Source organism: uncultured Shewanella sp., from assembly GCF_947495455.1.
In the GTDB taxonomy this organism is placed as follows: Bacteria; Pseudomonadota; Gammaproteobacteria; order Enterobacterales; family Shewanellaceae; genus Shewanella.
The window spans coordinates 72584-90172 of sequence record NZ_CANLZC010000001.1 but is presented as its reverse complement, the minus strand read 5'-3'; the positions used below and the strand labels follow the sequence as shown (position 1 = coordinate 90172).

Genomic DNA, 17589 nt, shown 5'->3' with positions numbered 1-17589 from the left:
TTTATTGCTCTATTGCTATGATGGTTAAATATTGCTTATTGACATTGCTATCCCCGTGGTGGCGGGCGTAGCTGGTAACTTTTATTCTGTAAGTAAAGTCTTCGGTGCTTGAGCTAGTGTCAGTATAAGTGGTTGAGCCGCTGCATGATTCCGACGTCGCGTATTGACTAAACTCAGGCATATAAGTAGAACCACTGGTACCGTTAAAGGTGCCACTGGTGCGCGTTGACCAACTGCCAGTGCCCAAACGGCGTTGTAATTGCCAGCCTAGTTTTGGCGTGGTCACACTGCCTGAATTGGAACGTCCCGCTCCTGACATGTCATAAGAGAACACCACAGATTTAGTGCGTCCGGATGTGGAAAACGGCCCTACAGTGAGCGGGTATGAGTTCACTGTATAACGGCTTTTTACTGTTGTGGTGCCTTCGTTTTTCAATGTGCCTGACGACAAAGTGCCACCAAAGTGACAGTTGCCTCTGTCATCTTTGTAATTAATGGCGTTGGATTTTTTAAGGGCGTTCCAGTTAGGGTTTGAGCCACTCATGAGCTTAGGGCCATACCATTGAATAAGGTCGTCAGGGCCAAAGGGGGTGGCGGCGGTGACTTCCATGTGAGTGCTACCGATTAAACGAATTTCCCCACCTTCCAATATGGGACTCGTTATTTTTTCCCCCGCTTTGATGTGCTCACCAAGGATGGCCCCCGCGGCAATACTGTTGGCTGTGAGGCCGCCGAACGTGGCGAGGCGGGCTTGCAGGCTATTAAATAAAGCACTACTGCCCACCAGTTTATTAATAAGGGCACTGTCGGCTTTTATCTCGTTCGCCGTCAGGCCGCCAAAGGCGGCTAATTTGGCTTTTAATGTATTAAATAAACCGTCATTAGCCAGTAATTGATTGGCGGATATCACTCCGCTACCCATTTCTGTGACAGAGGGGTTAACCCAATAATCAGTGGTTTGTGTGCCATCATTACCCCAATTGAGCATACGCAGGCGCACTTGGGTGGTATCGGCTTTTAACTGAATAATATAGGAGACATTTTGCGTGTCAGGTACAGTCATAGGATCAACATTGGCGCCGATAATATAAGCTTTCATGACTCGCCACTGGCCTGTACTGACATCTCCCCCCCAAAAATAGGGGTTATTGGTTTCAGAATGAAACCCACGGGTGCTGGCATAATACCGCAATACAGTATCATAGCCCTCTGTGCCACCTCTGGCATGTATCCCCAAATAGCGATTCCCCGTGCTACCGCCCGATGCCCGGTACACGCTGATATTCACCTCATAGACTTTATTATGATCAACATCAAAATAGTCTGAATATCTTATTACATTACTTGATGAGACAAACCGTGCCCCTAATACCTCCCTCCCTAAATAGGTCACCGATGCCAGATCACTATTAGCAAACGACCAGCCCTCACAATGGCCTGTCATAGTAAAATTATTCACTAGATTGCGTGCCGTCACGTGGAGCTTTTCAGTGGTAATAGCATTGGCGGCAATGGCCTCGGCGGCTAGGCCGCCAAACATGGCCAATTGCGCTTGTAATGTTAAAAAAAGGCCATTTTCGGCAATCAGCTTTTCAATCAACGCATTATTAACGTACAACTGCTCAGCCGCGATCGCATTAGACTCAACCATTCCGGCGCGAACAAGGTTAGTAGACACACAATCCCATTCCATGGCCACTGAAATGCGGTAGGTATAGTTATGCCAAGTCGCCACCACAGGCGCAGCGCTGCCATTAACGATAATGCGCGGATGATTTGACGCTGAGCCTAAGGCTGAAATTAATGTCCATTGCCACGCCGATCCCGTCCATGACAACACGCCCACGGTTTTAGTCACAGTCCCCGTTCCCACTGTCACTAAAGTCACTGAATATTGGGCCTTCACATTACTGGTATCGGGGTAAAGGATGGGCAAACTGCTGCCGTCATGAAAAAGCAAAGGATCATGATTCGTTAAAGACGCATGATACTCTCGCGTCCATTTTTTGGTCATATGATACGTATTTAAATTTGCAGCCGCTTCCGCGACATCCGCTTTCTCTGTGGCATCCAGCGCCGCAGTATTTATGGCGGCTTGTTTAGCCGCTTCCGCCTTAGCTGTGGCATCAGCAATGGCACGGGCCTCGGAGGCATCCACTTTGCCATCGGCGTGGGCTTTTGCTGTGGTCTCAGCCAAATTAGCTTTGGCAAGCGCATAGCTTTCAGCCGCACTTTGCGCAGCATTAGCCTTAGCGGCAGCATCTAACGCGGCGGCATTAATGGCCGCTTGTTTCGCCGCTTCCGCCTTGGCGGTGGCATCTTCAATGGCGCGCTGCTCTTCGGCATCCACTCTGCCGTCGGCATGGGCTTTTGCTGTGATTTCAGCCAAATTAGCTTTGGCTTGTGCATAACTTTCAGCGGCGGCTTGTGCAGCATTAGCCTTAGCGGCTGCATCTAAAGCAGCGGCATTAATGGCCGCTTGTTTGGCTGCTTCGGCCTTGGCCGTCGCATCGGCAATGGCGCGGGCTTCTTCGGCATCCACTTTTCCATCGGCATGGGCTTTTGCTGTGGTCTCTGCCAGTTCGGCTTTAGCTAAGGCATAGCTTTCAGCCGCACTTTGAGCCGCTTGAGCTTTGGCCTCGGCATCTAACGCGGCGGCATTAATGGCGGCTTGTTTGGCGGCATCGGCCTTGGCGGTGGCATCGGCTATTGCTCGGGCCTCGGAGGCATCCACTCTGCCGTCGGCATGGGCCTTAGCAGTAGTTTCAGCAAGGGCCGCTTTGGCCAGTGCATATTCTTGGGCCTCTATTTTGGCCGTCTCCGCCTTAGCGCTCGCATCATCCTTAGCAGTGCTTATCGCCGCTTGTTTCGCCGCTTCCGCCTTAGCTGTGGCATCGGCAATGGCGCGGGCTTCTTCGGCGTCCACTCTGCCGTCGGCGTGGGCTTTAGCTGTGATTTCAGCAAGTTCGGCTTTGGCTAAGGCATAACTTTCAGCCGCACTTTGCGCCGCTTGGGCTTTCGCTTGGGAGCCGCTGACGGTTTCCATGCCAATATCAATGAGATCCCCTTGGGCCGTCATCTCATAAAAGCTCAGCTCGTCAATATCGGCGATGCCCGTGCCATTACGATAATTGACGATAGCCACCAAGCGCACATACACAGTGCCCGCTCTGAAATTATCGTGTGCATCGCCAATGCCTGTGATGCTACCTTCAAAGGTGCAAAAGCCATCACTTTCATGGATCACACTGGATATGCCGCAATACCTATGGGTGCCTGCGCCACCTGAAATAAATGCATAGTTCGCATCCAGTGTCACGACACCCGCATAGATTTTACTTTGTTCACTGTCTTGATGCTGGCGCACGGTAAATTTCACTTTATAACGTTTGGCCGTATCCACAGGAAAAGCGCCAATGGTGAACACATATTGCTCTCCCGTTAAGCGCAGGACATTGCCCCCATATTGCCCGGCCTTTATCACTTGCGCGGTGTCAGACTCGGGGATCGACACTAACTCATTAGCAGGGCCCACAAACCCATGGCTATAGCCCGTTAAGCCGGACTCCATATAAAAGTTGGCTTGAGTGCGCATATAGGCCACATTGCTTAAAAGCGGGTTATCCAGAGCCGCTTGATACACAGCGTCGGCTTTAGCGGTGGCATCCAGTGCCGCAGCGGCTATGGCCTGTGCTTTGGCGGCCTCAGCTTTTGCCGTGGCATCTTCAATGGCTCGCTGTTCGGCGGCATCCACTTTGCCATCGGCGTGAGCTTTTGCTGTGGTTTCAGCCAAGTTGGCTTTTGCAAGGGCATAACTTTCGGCGGCAGCTTGTGCTGCATTAGCTTTGGCCTCGGCATCTAACGCAGCGGCATTAATGGCCGCTTGTTTGGCGGCCTCGGCTTTGGCCGTAGCATCGGCTATCGCTCGGGCTTCTTCGGCGTCCACTTTGCCGTCGGCATGGGCCTTAGCAGTAGTTTCAGCAAGGGCCGCTTTGGCCAGCGCGTAACTTTCGGCAGCAGTCTGTGCAGCCTGAGCTTTGGCCTCGGCATCCAAGGCCGCAGCATTAATGGCGGCTTGTTTGGCTGCTTCGGCCTTGGCGGTGGCATCTTCAATGGCGCGCTGTTCGGCTGCATCGACTCTGCCGTCAGCATAAGCGGCGGCGGTGGTTTCAACCACATTGGCCTTGGCAGCCGCATAACTCTCGGCGGCGGCTTGGGCGGCACTGGCTTTTAATTGAGCCATATCGCTGCCGATAATGTTATCGGTTAGCACATGCTGCACATTATCAAAAATGGTAACTTGTGATACTTGCCAACCTGTGGCCCAAGTGTCAATGTCATAGTTTGAATAACCTGCTTGCACATCCCGCACGGCTACTTTTGGATAATAAAACAGACTGTTAGCGTCCCCTATCCAAATGCAGCATTTTTCCCCATCATCGCCAAAGCGCACCGCATGATCACTTTGACTGTCGCCAATAATTTTGGCCGTGTGCTGCTTCCATGTGGGCGTGGCCCCATAGTTATAACCTGCTACATATAAAGAAAAACTCTTACCTTCTCGGTAATCGTACACATCCACGTAAAAGCTCAGCATGGTACTGCTGTACCACACAGGCAGAGTGATCTTAATTGCTCCCAAAGCATTATATTCACGCAGGCTATAAGTCCCGCCTTGGGGGCGAGCAATGCGAGTAACGTTATTTTCCGTCACGTTATTGCTTAATAGCGGATCGCCTTTAGCGGTTTCAAGTGCCGTATGAATCGCATTGGTTTGCGCGGTTTGGGCTTTAAGCAGCGCCCCCGCGGGGGTTTCGCCGCCCAGCTCAAAGGCGCTAATGCCTTGATTAAGTAATTGCTGGGCATTGAGTAAGTTATTAGATAAATTGCTGTTATTGAGCGCTGCTTGCAGGGCTAACAAGTCATCACTGCCATCGGGCAAGCGCCCGGCCATAATATTATCCAGCTGGGTTTCTTCTTCGGGGGTAAATACCGGGGGGATCTCGGTTTGGATCTTACTCCAGGTATAATCCTGCCAATTGCCTGACGCCGTAGGCGTTGCTTTATCTGTGGCTATGCCCATCCAGAGCTTATTTTCCCCTTGGCTTTCATTGGTCGTAAAGCCTGTGCCTTGGTTATCATCGGCCCACGCAAACCAGGAGTAACTTTTAAAACTGTCGCCCAACAACGCAACTAACGAGGTGTTATCTGAGCTGGTTTGCACATTTCGCGGGCCAAAATAACTGCTCACGCCATAATTATTTTTGCTTCGCGCCCAGACAAAATAACCAGTATTAGGGTGCAAACTGGGCCAGATGATCTCTTTACCTGAGCCTATATAAGCGGCCCCTGCAAAATCGTTGCTAATCGAACCCAGTAGCTCAAAGGTGGTGGTGTTAGCAATGAGTACCGCCGTTTGGGGTTTAAGCACTAGCTCCAGCGCCCCTGCAATCACTTCTATGCCGACTACGGGCGGCGGCGCATCGCTACCGATACTGAGCATCGCAGGCACATTGGAGCGATTGGAAAACAAATTCACCGCCCACACTTTACATGTATAGGTACCCACATCTAGCTTAGGCACATAATGCTGACTGATATCAGGGCTTGCTTGATACACTAGCCTGTCGCTTGTGTCAGTGATTTCTAATCGATAGCGATAACTGCTATTGCCGCCAGGTGCGCTCCAGCTTAACAGCCCTTGCCAGTTGGCATCATCCCCCATGGCCTCCCAGCTTAAATCCGCCACTGTGGGCACATTGCTGGCGTTAGGCAAGTTTAATGGCGGGGTCAATTTTCGGGCAGTGTAACTGCCCTTGTCATAATCATAGAGATCGGGATGGGTTTCTTTGAGCACCACCTTAATAGGCTTGCCAAAATCAAAGGCCCAATCCACCACTGAATAGGCTTTGTTAATGCCTAAGCGGGGCAAGTTCACATTAACCACTTTACCCACGGCCAGCCCAAGGCCTATCATGTTGAGGCTCAAGGTGAGTTGCTGGCCTGCACGGTTTAGCTCTAAATAAAGTTTCGCCAGTCGCTGAGCGGTATAGATAGACTGAGTAAAGGCTAAATCGATATCATGATCGATATACTCGCCGTTATCTTGAGCTTGATAATAAGACGACTCGTAAGGCGGAAAATCCGTGGGCTGAAAAAAATTCTCAGGATCCACAAAAGTGCCGCGCACCGCATTACACAAAGAGGCTCTAGGAGTAAAGGAGCGAATCGATACCTCACCCGCAAGATCGGCTTCTGTTATATCCATTACCGCAGGCCCCTGATACACCCCTGCGTATAAATGGTATTGGCCGGACACATAGGTTTGCATGCCAGCACCCGCCAGCAATAATTTATCCAGCACAGAGGCGGGAGTCATAGACTGAGTAAAAGTACCATTGCAAGTATAACGAGCCTCGCTATTGCCTTCGTCGTCATACTCTACTAATTCGTCGCTGTCATTAGCCGCCAGCGCATAAGCCGTTAAATTAATTTCGCTGATCTCCGCGCCAATGCCAGATTCAAACAAAGTAAAATCCAGCACACACAAGGCCCAGTTATTCGACCATTCCCAAGTGCTGCTGTCATTCCAGCGGTGCGACCCCATGCCGCCCACCGTACTGTCTTTGCGGGGATCATATACAGGCTTACCCCGCACTATGGCCTTAACGTTAGGCACACCACTGGAGAAGACTTCTTGATCGTGTTTTAAGCGCACCGCCAGATACGTGATCCCACGGCCCACGTGGCGCTCAGTCCAGTTGACACACTCATTCACTAAATCTGCATCGGCGCTGGTTTGATTGCCTAAATGCACATTAATGCGTGCATGATCATTAAAGGGCGCTCGCACCACATTATTTTCAAACGCCAGCTCATCATTAAAATAAATGGCGTCTACCGCCTCGCATTCATGGCTCGCCAGCGGCAGCACAAGGTGCAAATATTCGTTATCGTTCCCCGTTTCTTCACTAAACACGATAGGGCCGGACACCATGGCGCGGCCGTAGATACTGCGTCTGGCCTCGGTGCTGGAGCGCAGCATTTGCTGCTGTTGCATGGCCTCGTTTTCAAAATCATCGGGCATGGAAGGCATCATGGCCTCACGCAGGTATTTGCCTACGCCGATTTCCCACCAGGCATCTATGCCTACCGCATCAAAGACCAGCTTGCCCAGCGGTGTACCATCAACAAGCGCATCCACCACTTTACCCATGACGGCCTCCTAAGCGTGATTGAACAAGCTCTGATGCGAGATGCAAGGGCCAGCCATATTGAATACTGCTTGCGGGTAAACTCACTACCCCCTTTTGACTTAAGCCCCACACCCCATCGCCACCTGCGATGCCAAGCGCGCTCTTTTGAGGATCTTGAGTATGTAGCTCTTGCGTATTTTGAGGCCCTTGAGTATGTAGCTCTTGAGTAAAATCAGGTTTAATCAGCACGACATCGCCGCGGCGGCATAACAGGGGCGGCACATGTGGCCCCAAAAGCGCATCAAACAACGCCGTTAAATCATCAAACCCTGCGGTTTTAACGGCTCGCATTGCGCCTAATGCATTCGTGTATTGGCCACGATAGTCAGCGCCAATGTCCCCTAAATCGGCTCGGTCACCCCGCGCCAAAATCCAGTCAGCAATAAACAAACAGCAATCATGATCACCCCAGTTAAAGTCACGGTGTCGATGTTCATCAATAAAGGCGGTTAATCTATGGGGTAATGGATGACTTATATTGATACTCATACTCGATTCACCCTACGCCCGCTGCTACTGCTGCCACTGCCGCCTCCGCTCGAAGTGGTAGATTTGCCACCCGGCACGCCCCATTGCAACTCTCGCTCTGTGCTTTCACTGACAAACTCAAAGAAATCATCGCTGGACTCGCGGGCTTGATGATCGGCGTGGGTATAACGGCCATTGCGGGCATTTTTCCAATCCACGCCGCGAGAGTTAATTTCAAGCTTAATACTGGCCTTAGCGCCGTCACTCACTGTCATCACATCCATACGGCCTTGAAACAAAATATCCGCGGCCTGAACCCGCCCGGTAGTCATATTTAAAGCGGCCAAGTAAATCACTCCGCTACGGTTTTGATACTCTTCGGTCAGCGCCGTAGAGACCAATGAGGGCGGAATACCCGACAAAGTGAGACTCAATTTATTGGGCTGCACTTTGCCGTTTTGGGTCACATTACCGATTTTGCCCAGTGCGCCGACGCCCAAATAAACTTGGCCGTCATACTCAATTTGGCCCACACCGCTATGCACGCACACATCCCCTGAAACAAAATCCAGTTTGGTTAATAGCAGACCGCTAATATGGGCCTGTCTTAAATAGGTTTTCATGGTCTCGGTGGCAAAGTTAATCATGTGCTCACATCCTCTATAAATTCCAAACTAAAGCTGGATATCACACGGCTTTTGGTTGAACGCCGCAGGCCTTGATTGTCATCTTTTAACTGCATAACGGCGCACGGGCTTTGCACTATGATGGGGCTGCCATCGGCAGGGGCGCGCCTAAGTGCGGCTTGAAAATTCAGTACACACTCACCATCACTGCTCGCGGTGGCGTCAGAGGTTAAAATCACTAATTGCTCACCAATTTGACAATAATCGCCTGCTTGCAAAAAAGTGCCTGACTCAACCCCATCAATCGCCAATTGATTGCCTGTTTGGTTACTGCCTTTCACAAACGGCGTGCCGCGTCCATGGCCCCTAGGCGCACTAAAAGCATGGTCAAAGAGTTTTACCCGCCCCGCCATGCCCTGCATGTTTGACACAAAGGCATGCAAAGTTTGGCCTTGAGCACGAGTCAGATTGGCAAACTGCAATTTGGCGTGCCAGTAGGCACCGGGCAAACTTAAGGTTTGTGTTTGATTGCTATAAGGGTTAGTAAACACTTTAGTGCGATGCACTAAGCGCCAGTCACACGATGTGGGGTAAATGCCCTCGGGAAAGGTCAACAAAAAAAAGCCCTCGCTGCTACTGAGTGAGGGCTTAGTGTGGCGTGATTTTAGCGCCTTAAGGATATGAAAGGTTTCGGGACTCCCCACCTTGAAAACAGCACTCAAGGTGGGGAGAAAATGGCGCTCACGCGCCGAATAAAGAACAAGACAATATATTTTTCACGTTATCAGTCTTATCTTGCCTATTAATTGTCACTGTCTTTTCTTGTTGCCGATCTTTCCTTATTTCGTCACAAGTATAAATACGTTCGCCACCTTTCAACAAATAAGTGCCGTCACTGGGAACGGTGCGATCTTTTTCATTTTTCATCTTTACTTCTTATTAGCCCTTTTGGGCCTGCCACACGTCGCCGCGATTGTTGAGATCTTCAATGACCGCCGCCTTAGTCATGGCCACCAGTTGCGGCAATACATCTTCTAGGCTCTCCGCCTCACTTTGATTATTCACTACGATGGTGTTTTGTTGCTGCATGTTCATGCCGCGAGCGCCGCCACCTCGGCTGCTGGCTTGCATGGCGTTCATCATCACGGCGTGCTGCTTACGCGTGTATATGGTCTCGCCGCCGTCCAGTAAATACGTGCCTTCTCTGGGGATAGTGCCGCCGCCATGAAACTGGCCAATAATAGAAGGTAATAGCGCCATGCCCGCCACCATGGCCGCCATGCCCACGATAGCCGCAGTACCAAAAGACGCGATAGATGAGGTGGCCGCCGCGGGGGCCATGGACGCCGCCATAGAGGCCCCTGTGGTCGCTGCTGTGCTTTGGGCCACCGCCGCATTGGTTTGCATTATGCCTCTGTCTAGTGCTGCCGCTGCCAGCTTTTGCACCCCGTATTCCACCAGCATTTTCACCACAGCCTTAGCCGCCCCTTTAGCCGCTTGCTGAACCCCATCACTGAGGCTCTTAGCCTCAAACATGGCATCGGCAGTGGCGCTGCCCACGCCCGCGCTAAATTGCTGGAAAGTGGTCGTCCACATCTCTTTATAATCCAGCGTCAACTCGCCGTTGATTTCACGGATCGCATCACTGTGACGCAGGGCTTCATCTTCGATCCGCTGGTGAATCTCCATGCGTTTGGCCAGATCATCCTCTGGCGTTATGGCTAATTCATTATTCAAAATCGCCATATTGTCTTGGTGTTTTTGATTTTCGGCGCGGGTCGGACTTAATTCATTACTGAGCCGTTCATAATCACTCTCTATTGCATATTCATCCTTTAATGCGGCCAAAAGTTCGCGGCGCTTCTCTAATGGCACATTGGCCTGCTCAAAATAAGTTTTTAATAACTTCTCTTTATCGGCTAATTCGTTAGCCGCTGTGGTCACAGGATCGATGGCAGAGAGCAATTGCAAAATGCTGTCTTGTTGATCTTGAATTGCATCGGCGGCGGTTTTACTGGCATCAGCGGCTCTTTTTGTGGCGTCTATCTCTTTGGCAGTTTGCAAAATTTTGGCATTGACCACAGGATCTAAATCTTTTAATTTACCGTGCTCAATTTCATAACGCACTTTGGCCGCTTCGCTCACATCACCGAAAAGGGCTTTTTGTTTGGTCAGGCTTTCAAGTAAGGTTTTTTGCTCATTATTGATTACGCTAACTTGAGTTTGGCTCGTTTTTGTTTGAGTCTCTGCTTGCTTGGCTTTTAGCGCGGCTAAATCGTCATTGGCTTGTTTTAACTTAGCATTAACCTCATTGATTTCTTTGAGCTGGGCTTTGGCCGCCTCGCCTTGTTGCTCACTTAAGGCGGTGATGGCGTTAAACTCGGCTTGGTAAATAGACGTAAATCGCGTCGGCTGATAGGTTTGACTCAGTGCCTCTTCCTTTTGATCCTCAAGCTTGTCTATTTTTGCCATTTGCTGCTCAATCACATTATCCAGTTTACGGCTGGCGATTTTCTCGGTGCGGCCTAAGAGTGAGTCCACTTCATCATCTAACCCCGCAATATCAGCTTTAGCATCCCGTGCACTGAGCGCTAATGAACCTAATGCCGCCGCGCCCATGAGTAATAACCCCGCAGGCCCTCCAGCTAATGACATAGTGCGATTAAGCGCACGCGTGGCTAAGGTGGTGCGGGCCGTGGCAGCGGTAACGGCATTTCGCGCCGCCACTAAGCGCTGCTCGGCCACCACAGCTTGGCCCGATGTGAGCACTGCGCCCCGCTGTATGGTCGCTCTCTGTAATTCGGCTTGGGCTGTGGTCATGGCGGCAGCCTGCGCGGCCCGTTCGGCATTAGCTTTTGTGATGAGACTCGCGGTATGGGTGACCGCCGCTTGAGTGGCGCGAGTGAGGGCCATCACAAGGCCCACACCCACTAATTGGGTTAGTAGCTCAGCATTGTTAGTGACCCATCGAATGCTGTCGCTCAAGCTGGTCAATGCGCCACCCGCCCCCGTATTGATAGGTTTTTCAAAGGCGATCAGCATTTCATCATAGCTAAGCTGTACGGCTCTGATTTTGGCACTGATATTATTCGCCGTGGCCGCCGCTGCGCCGTCATATTCTTTTAATGCCTCAATTAAGGTGGTACGCAGAAACGCACTGGTGACTTTACCCTCAAGCACCATTTTTCTAAAGCCCCCCGTAAGTGGATCCAGTCCTGCCACTTCACCCATTTTATTGAGCAAGCCCGGCAGTGGCTCAACTAACTGATTAAGCTCTTCGGCCCGCACTATGGGGGAGGCCAGCGCTTGAGACAGGCCATACATGGCTTGGCTCAACTGCACGCTACTAGCCCCGACTGACGATTGGGCGTTGCTCATGCCCTCAGTGATTTGCCGCGCTTGCTTCTGCGTCACCAGTCCTGCATCTTGCATATTCAGCATTGATGCATAGCTATTACCTAATACAGTCAATTCCTTGTTGTGTTCCCTTGCGAGTTCAATTAAATACTTTTGATTGTCGGCATAGGCACTTGCAGAGCCTGATAACTGAGTCAATCGAGTGCGTAAATCCTGAAAACTGGCTAAATCCCTCACCATTTTTTGACTCAAATTAATAGCAGATAAGCCCGCAAAAGCGCTCCCTGCATACACCCCAAGGCGTTTGAGTGACAGGCCTGTTTGGTTACTTTGGCGCTCAACTCGGGATAGCCCTTGGCTGGCATTGCTGCCACTGGCGCTTGTGGCGTTCAGCTTAGTATTCAGCTTAGCCACCGCCTTTTCACTGCCGTTGACCGTGGAGATTAATTGACGGCCATCGGCGGTGAGGGTTAGGGCTATCTGTAAATCACTCATGGCGTTTCCTTAACTTTTAGTTAGTGCTCAAGGCTGGTACATTAGCTTTTCATTAACTGTTCATTAATGAGGCCTGTGACGGTATGGCCGATAAGGCGCAGCTTTTGATAATCTGTTGAGTCAACCTGTCGGCCCGACATGGCCACATCCGCTTGCACGGCCACTAGGTCTAAGCCTTCACAAATCGTTATTTGATTGTGGCTGTAACGCATGAGATCTTGCACTTGTAGCCACCAGATAAGGGCCGTTTCATGCTCTGCCCAAAATTCAATGGGATCATGTTTAGCCGGTACATCGGGGGTGATATTCAAAAGGCGCATCTCATCATCCATGGCCTGCTGCTCTTGGGGATTGAGCCTAGCGTGCTGCACGTCATGAAGGGCGCGCACCCCCTCTATGAGTTTTTTCTTGCCGCCTCGCCGCTGTTGGCTTGGCGATAGGCTGTGACTAGAGCCTCAGTGAAGGGCACGTGCTGATACAAGGCGGCGCGGTTATCAGGCGTATCAGTTAGGGGCGAGCCATCGGCGGCTTGAATGCCGCTAAAACCTGTCATAATGCGGTCAAACACAGCTGCATCGCCTTGCTGCATGGTTTTGATGTATTCATCATTGGGCAGTAGCACTAAGTCAAGAAAAATTTCATGTTCAATCACCTGCCCGCCATCACTGGCAATTTTAATCACGGCGGGCCACTGCTTAACATGGCGCTCTGGCGTAAAAATAAAGGCGGGCCTACTTGTGTTCCCGTGGGTGGTGTTCCCGTGGTTGGTGTTCCCGTGGGCGGTATTAGGGGCTGAATGAGTAGTGGTGGTATTAGTGGTTTGGCTCATAATCTTAAAACTCTTAATAAAGGGGGTTAAAACACGTTTAAATTCGGTTTAACTGGCATTTAAATCGGGCTATTTCGTACAGGCTATTTTGTAATAAGCAAATCGCTATTGCCGATGGGGCGAATAGGAATTTCGTAGGTTACAATGCCGTCTTGATCGCCATATTCGGCGCGGCCCAATTGCAGTTCATTGCAACTAAAACTAATGGTATTGCCCGCCACGCCATGGGTCAGCTCAAACTCAAGGATTTTCGTATTGGCCGCAAAGGGGTCAAAATCAGTGAGGCTCGCCGCTTCCAGCACGATTTTACCGCTAGGGGCATAATCAGAAATAATCACTTCCTCATGGCCCACATATTCTATGTATTGCACTTCATTGCCTTGGTCATACTCAAAGCTAATGAGCTTGACTGCACGGCCATCCAGCATACACGCCGTATTAGCCGCGCCGACTTTAAGCGGTGTTTGCCAGGCGGCAAAGTTAGTGGCCGGAATGGCCGCTGCCGTGATGGCCACAAACAAGCCCGTAAAGGTAAAGCTGATGGTGGGAAAAGATTTCGCTTTTGCCTCCACTTTCACGTTACCCCGCGCGCCCGTTAATGCATGCAAAGCGCCATCTAAGTAAAAATAAAAGGTCACGCTGTCACTGCTATCATCATGAATATTGCGCTCAATTTGCCCTGCCCCTGTGCTGCTTTGACGCAAACAGGCATTGAGTAAATGATCATAGGGGGCATGGGTGGTGGCCTCACCACTGCCCGCCCAGTCGAGGCCAAATTCCAACGTCACATAGGTCTCGGTGGCAATTTCGGCGCTATTGCCTAATAAGCCGTTATCGTAATCTAGGGCTGTATTTTCCCCCGCCAAGGGCGTAATTTTCATCTCACGCCCTAATACGCTGGTTGCGGTTTCCCCCGCGTCGATGGCATCCATGCCGTATTGGGTCTCTTTGGCAAACACCAGCGCTTTTTTTCTAAATTTACGCATGTCTCTCTCCTTTTATTGCGCTGCTTGCGCAGTATATTCGGTCATGAATTTATCCAGCCATGCCACATGGCCCGCGTTGATTTTCAGTAATCCGCCACCATTGAGCCACAGCGGCTCATAGTCATCGCTATCACTGTCAGATTGCGGCACAAAGCCAAACAAGCGCGAGCGCACGGCCTGCCTCATTGGCGTTAAACTGGGGCAAGCCCCGTTGCGTTTTGACATTAAACAGATCACGCCGATTTCCGCTTGCACACTTTGCAGCGCAGGGCCTGAGCCGCGCACATCGGGCTTGGCCTGCTCCGTCAGTTCAATGACATACAACTTAGGAAAGCGCTTATTTGACTTATCATCTAACTCTGATAAATCCAGCAAGCCCTCAACGGATAACCAAAGGGGGCTGCCTGTCACATCCAAGCTGGCATCACTTAGGCGGCTAATAATGGAGGCTATCATTAGAGAAAACCTGTTGATTTATCGCGAGCAAACACGCTGCCCGCGCTGGTGATCTCGGGCAAGTCATCGGCCTGCACTTCGCCATCATCGCTTACGCCTAGGCTCACCTTACCCACGGCCAGCAGCTCCAAAAAGCGCATGGCATGCTTATGGCGATTGCTCACCTGCTCGCTGGCTTGTTCGTCATAGAGCTGATAACGGGCAAGATCACAACAAATAGGCACAAGTACTTGAGGGATTGAGGCCAGCGGCAGGGCATAACGCCCCGCCAGATAGCCGTCGATAGTGGCGCTGGCATCACTGAGCGCCCCCTCAAGTACCGCCTGCACTAGCTCACCCGCCTGCCCGTCTTTATCTGTGAGTTCGATTAATTCTTGCTCACCAAAGCGGGCTGTCATTTGCTCAGCACTGGCATACATCATTTAAGCGTCCTTGACTTCTGTTTGAGCCTGATTGTCTTGATAGGCTTGCCACATGGCGTCACGTTCGCTGGCGCTAACACTGCGATTTAAGCGCTTTTCAAGCTCCGCCGCCTGCGGCTTGCCGCTAACAGTGAAGTGATCTTTATTGTCAAGACTCAGTGAGGCAATGGCCGAAAACACCTGCGCACTGTCATCTTGAGCATTGTCATCTTGCTCATTGGTACTTTCAGCTGGCGTTAACGGGGCTGCACTTGCACCAGCGTCCAAGGCCCCGCTCTGCGCTTGGCTGTCATCGGCAAGGGCCGACACCCCAGCTTTTGACAGTAGCTTGAGGCGAGGATCTGCCTCAATTTGCGCCAGCTGGGCTTTATCCAACTTAGGCAATGCATTCTCACCTTTGGTAAAGGCAATGCCCGCTCGCCGATAACCTGTGTGAGCCAGATTAAGGATCTTAGTACTCTTATTAGTACAGGTATTAGCACTGCTATCAGCACTGGTATTAGTATCCATGTGTTTCTCTCCATACTCTGCATAACTTGCTCATTCGTGATTGGTTAAATGCTTGCTCATTCCGTTACAGCTCAGGCACAACAAGCAACTCAAACTTGCCCTTAAGCTCGTTATTCACTGTAGTGCCGTTTTCATCGATAAAGTCACGGGTGAGCAATTTCGTGGCTTGCTTTTCGTCATCCGTAGATACAACTAATAAATTCGGCTTGACTTTCAGCTTTTTGCCCCCATCGCGAGTAAAGGCTTTCATGGCAGAATTGGCTGCCCACACATTAGTGGCATTCAGTTCAATCTTGCCTGCAAATGCCAGCTGCCAAAAGCCAAAGCCGGATTCACAACGCAAATCTGCGCCAAACTGAAACTCGTTTTTAACCCAGGTTGCAGGATCCGTGGGATTAAACAGGGTATTGAGATCCAGCTTGCGCCGCTCTTGAAAAATCAGCGGCTTAAGTGGACGGGTGGTGTCCATCAAATACCAAGGCTTACCCGTGTAAGCATCATCCACTAACACGTTAGAGACAGAGCTGTCTGTGCCTGTGCCGTCATGCTTGCTATTGACGGGGTGATCCGTATCAAAGAAGTTTTGCCTATCATAACAGGCTGTCGTAAACCCATTGGCGAGCAGTTCATATACCAGCTCGTTAGGGAACTCTTGCCCTTCTTGGGCCAGTGCCTGCACCATAGGCGCATAAATGCCTAAGGTATCATCTTCCACATCATCGCGATTAATGCCGATAGTGTTTTCGAACGTGCGGTTAGTGATGCTGTAACCGTGCTCTTTAATGGAGTTGATCACCCTATCGCCAATCCATTCTCGAAAGGACGGCATACTGCCCAGCCAGCCATAAGTATTGGATTTAGTATTGGACGGCACCACAGTGGCTATTTTTTTATAGCTAGGCTCAGTATTCACTAAGGCGTTTTGAAACTCCCTGCGCACCATAGTGCGCAGAGCTTGCAAACTTGCTGCATTAATAATGGCCATTATTTGTCATCCTTTTTCGCTGCTTTAAATTCGTCGTGTGACATGCCCCAGGCGTCCGCCATTTGCAACTCTTCGCTGGATAGGGCCGCCCCTTGCATATCTCCGCTGGACAGCGCAGGCGGGGTCACGGTTGTGGTCTGCTTGGTAGTAAGCGCCGCTATGGGCTGGCGACTATCCAGATGAGCGCTTAACGCTGCCATGCCTTGCTGCTTGCCCATGGCGAGTAAATAGTCCTCTTCACAGGCCAGCACTTTGCCCGCATCCAGCGCATCTTTAACCGCTTGCTCGATAGTGAGTTGGCCATTTTCGGCGCTGAGGCTCACCAGCTTTTCACGCAAGGCATTAAAAGTAGCAATAGGCACATACTGAGTTAAATCCACTGTTTGAGCGCCTGAGGTTTGAGCTTGTGCGGCTTGATTTTGAGCCGCTTGAGTTTGTGCCGTTAGCGCCGCCACTTGGGTTTTCAGTGGCTCCAGCTCAGCTGCTTGCGTCACTAAGCTGTCCAATGCACTGAGGGCGGCGGTGGCCTGCTCATCGGTCAGGGCAGCATTGGGATCGCCTATGTCTATGCCCAGTTTCATGAGTAGCTTTTTTAGGGTTTCATTCACGGGAATATCTCCTTTTTGAGGGGGGTTATTAGATTCGGTATTAGATTGAGTGTTCGATGTACTCGACATATGCGCGCCTATGTCAGCAATAATTTCCGCGCTAAGGCTGGCAAGGGGCAACATGCCATCGACACCGGGGCGGTTAGTGAGCGCGCCGCTATGAATGTATTGCGGGCGGCCCGTGTCGGTGTCATAACCAAACACCAAGGAAAAATATTTGTATTCTCGAGCTGTGAGATGAGCCTGTGCCTTGTCGTTAAAATCCGGCTTAATAAACAGCCCTTGCCCCTCGCGATACTGAATATCTTTGATGTTAAAAAAACCTGCGGCGGGGGCGGGTTGGCCGTTCTTTTCTATATGTAAAGTTTGGTGCTCATAATCAATCACCAAGTCCCCGGCTTGGTGAGGCGTATTGGCTTGCATGGCCGCAAAGGCGGTGGCATCCATTAACCATTTGCCAGAGGCCACATCACGAGGGCGGCCATCCACAGCATTAAAATAACCATCCGGCAAGGCTTGAATATAGCCGTCATCGGTGGGCTTAAGGGCAAAGGTCAGACTACTGGTGAGGGCGGCAAGTTGAAACATAGA

The 17589-nt window shown here is 50.9% G+C and carries 14 protein-coding genes; all 14 read right to left on the bottom strand.

Going from position 1 to position 17589, the window contains the following annotated elements:
• Window position 1: 1 nt before the first annotated feature.
• Window positions 2-7216 (bottom strand): hypothetical protein, encoded by a 7215-nt coding sequence (locus Q0791_RS00545; protein WP_299001800.1) that lies wholly within the window; start codon window positions 7214-7216, stop codon window positions 2-4.
• A complete protein-coding gene (locus Q0791_RS00540; protein WP_299001798.1) occupies window positions 7209-7745 on the bottom strand; it encodes a hypothetical protein in 537 nt (178 codons plus the stop codon). Before Q0791_RS00540 ends, Q0791_RS00545 begins: the two co-directional genes overlap by 8 nt.
• On the bottom strand, window positions 7742-8371 hold the full coding sequence (locus Q0791_RS00535; RefSeq protein WP_299001797.1) for a hypothetical protein: 630 nt from the start codon (window positions 8369-8371) through the stop codon (window positions 7742-7744). Before Q0791_RS00535 ends, Q0791_RS00540 begins: the two co-directional genes overlap by 4 nt.
• On the bottom strand, window positions 8368-8967 hold the full coding sequence (locus tag Q0791_RS00530; RefSeq protein WP_299001796.1) for a hypothetical protein: 600 nt from the start codon (window positions 8965-8967) through the stop codon (window positions 8368-8370). Before Q0791_RS00530 ends, Q0791_RS00535 begins: the two co-directional genes overlap by 4 nt.
• Before the next feature lie 124 nt (window positions 8968-9091).
• Window positions 9092-9277: a hypothetical protein gene (locus Q0791_RS00525; RefSeq protein WP_299001794.1), complete on the bottom strand. Its 186-nt coding sequence runs from the start codon at window positions 9275-9277 to the stop codon at window positions 9092-9094.
• A gap of 12 nt (window positions 9278-9289) precedes the next feature.
• Window positions 9290-12202 carry a tape measure protein gene (locus tag Q0791_RS00520; RefSeq protein ID WP_299001792.1) on the bottom strand — a complete coding sequence of 971 codons (2913 nt, stop codon included), beginning with the start codon at window positions 12200-12202 and terminating at the stop codon, window positions 9290-9292.
• Between the two features lie 41 nt (window positions 12203-12243).
• Complete coding sequence (locus Q0791_RS00515) at window positions 12244-12591, bottom strand: hypothetical protein (protein ID WP_299001791.1); 348 nt, start codon at window positions 12589-12591, stop codon at window positions 12244-12246.
• 5 nt (window positions 12592-12596) lie between these two features.
• A complete protein-coding gene (locus tag Q0791_RS00510; protein WP_299001790.1) occupies window positions 12597-13031 on the bottom strand; it encodes a hypothetical protein in 435 nt (144 codons plus the stop codon).
• A gap of 83 nt (window positions 13032-13114) precedes the next feature.
• Window positions 13115-14017 carry a phage tail tube protein gene (locus Q0791_RS00505; RefSeq protein WP_299001788.1) on the bottom strand — a complete coding sequence of 301 codons (903 nt, stop codon included), beginning with the start codon at window positions 14015-14017 and terminating at the stop codon, window positions 13115-13117.
• Between the two features lie 12 nt (window positions 14018-14029).
• Window positions 14030-14473, bottom strand: a complete 444-nt coding sequence (locus Q0791_RS00500) for a hypothetical protein (RefSeq protein ID WP_299001786.1) — start codon at window positions 14471-14473, stop codon at window positions 14030-14032.
• Window positions 14473-14895 carry a phage protein Gp36 family protein gene (locus tag Q0791_RS00495; protein ID WP_299001784.1) on the bottom strand — a complete coding sequence of 141 codons (423 nt, stop codon included), beginning with the start codon at window positions 14893-14895 and terminating at the stop codon, window positions 14473-14475. The genes Q0791_RS00500 and Q0791_RS00495 overlap by 1 nt, the downstream gene beginning before the upstream one ends.
• Complete coding sequence (locus tag Q0791_RS00490; protein ID WP_299001782.1) at window positions 14896-15405, bottom strand: HI1506-related protein; 510 nt, start codon at window positions 15403-15405, stop codon at window positions 14896-14898.
• Between the two features lie 64 nt (window positions 15406-15469).
• The gene (locus tag Q0791_RS00485) at window positions 15470-16390 is read right to left on the bottom strand and encodes a Mu-like prophage major head subunit gpT family protein (protein WP_299001780.1); all 921 of its coding nucleotides are present in this window, start codon (window positions 16388-16390) and stop codon (window positions 15470-15472) included.
• Window positions 16390-17586 carry a phage protease gene (locus tag Q0791_RS00480; protein WP_299001778.1) on the bottom strand — a complete coding sequence of 399 codons (1197 nt, stop codon included), beginning with the start codon at window positions 17584-17586 and terminating at the stop codon, window positions 16390-16392. The genes Q0791_RS00485 and Q0791_RS00480 overlap by 1 nt, the downstream gene beginning before the upstream one ends.
• Between the last annotated feature and the right edge of the window lie 3 nt (window positions 17587-17589).

Excerpts from the sequence above, each read along its gene's own strand:
- Q0791_RS00545 (WP_299001800.1), bottom strand. The coding sequence starts at position 7,216 with ATGGGTAAAGTGGTGGATGCGCTTGTTGATGGTACACCGCTGGGCAAG.
- Q0791_RS00540 (WP_299001798.1), bottom strand. The coding sequence starts at position 7,745 with ATGAGTATCAATATAAGTCATCCATTACCCCATAGATTAACCGCCTTT.
- Q0791_RS00535 (WP_299001797.1), bottom strand. The coding sequence starts at position 8,371 with ATGATTAACTTTGCCACCGAGACCATGAAAACCTATTTAAGACAGGCC.
- Q0791_RS00525 (WP_299001794.1), bottom strand. The coding sequence starts at position 9,277 with ATGAAAAATGAAAAAGATCGCACCGTTCCCAGTGACGGCACTTATTTG.
- Q0791_RS00520 (WP_299001792.1), bottom strand. The coding sequence starts at position 12,202 with ATGAGTGATTTACAGATAGCCCTAACCCTCACCGCCGATGGCCGTCAA.
- Q0791_RS00510 (WP_299001790.1), bottom strand. The coding sequence starts at position 13,031 with ATGAGCCAAACCACTAATACCACCACTACTCATTCAGCCCCTAATACC.
- Q0791_RS00505 (WP_299001788.1), bottom strand. The coding sequence starts at position 14,017 with ATGCGTAAATTTAGAAAAAAAGCGCTGGTGTTTGCCAAAGAGACCCAA.
- Q0791_RS00500 (WP_299001786.1), bottom strand. The coding sequence starts at position 14,473 with ATGATAGCCTCCATTATTAGCCGCCTAAGTGATGCCAGCTTGGATGTG.
- Q0791_RS00495 (WP_299001784.1), bottom strand. The coding sequence starts at position 14,895 with ATGATGTATGCCAGTGCTGAGCAAATGACAGCCCGCTTTGGTGAGCAA.
- Q0791_RS00490 (WP_299001782.1), bottom strand. The coding sequence starts at position 15,405 with ATGGATACTAATACCAGTGCTGATAGCAGTGCTAATACCTGTACTAAT.
- Q0791_RS00485 (WP_299001780.1), bottom strand. The coding sequence starts at position 16,390 with ATGGCCATTATTAATGCAGCAAGTTTGCAAGCTCTGCGCACTATGGTG.
- Q0791_RS00480 (WP_299001778.1), bottom strand. The coding sequence starts at position 17,586 with ATGTTTCAACTTGCCGCCCTCACCAGTAGTCTGACCTTTGCCCTTAAG.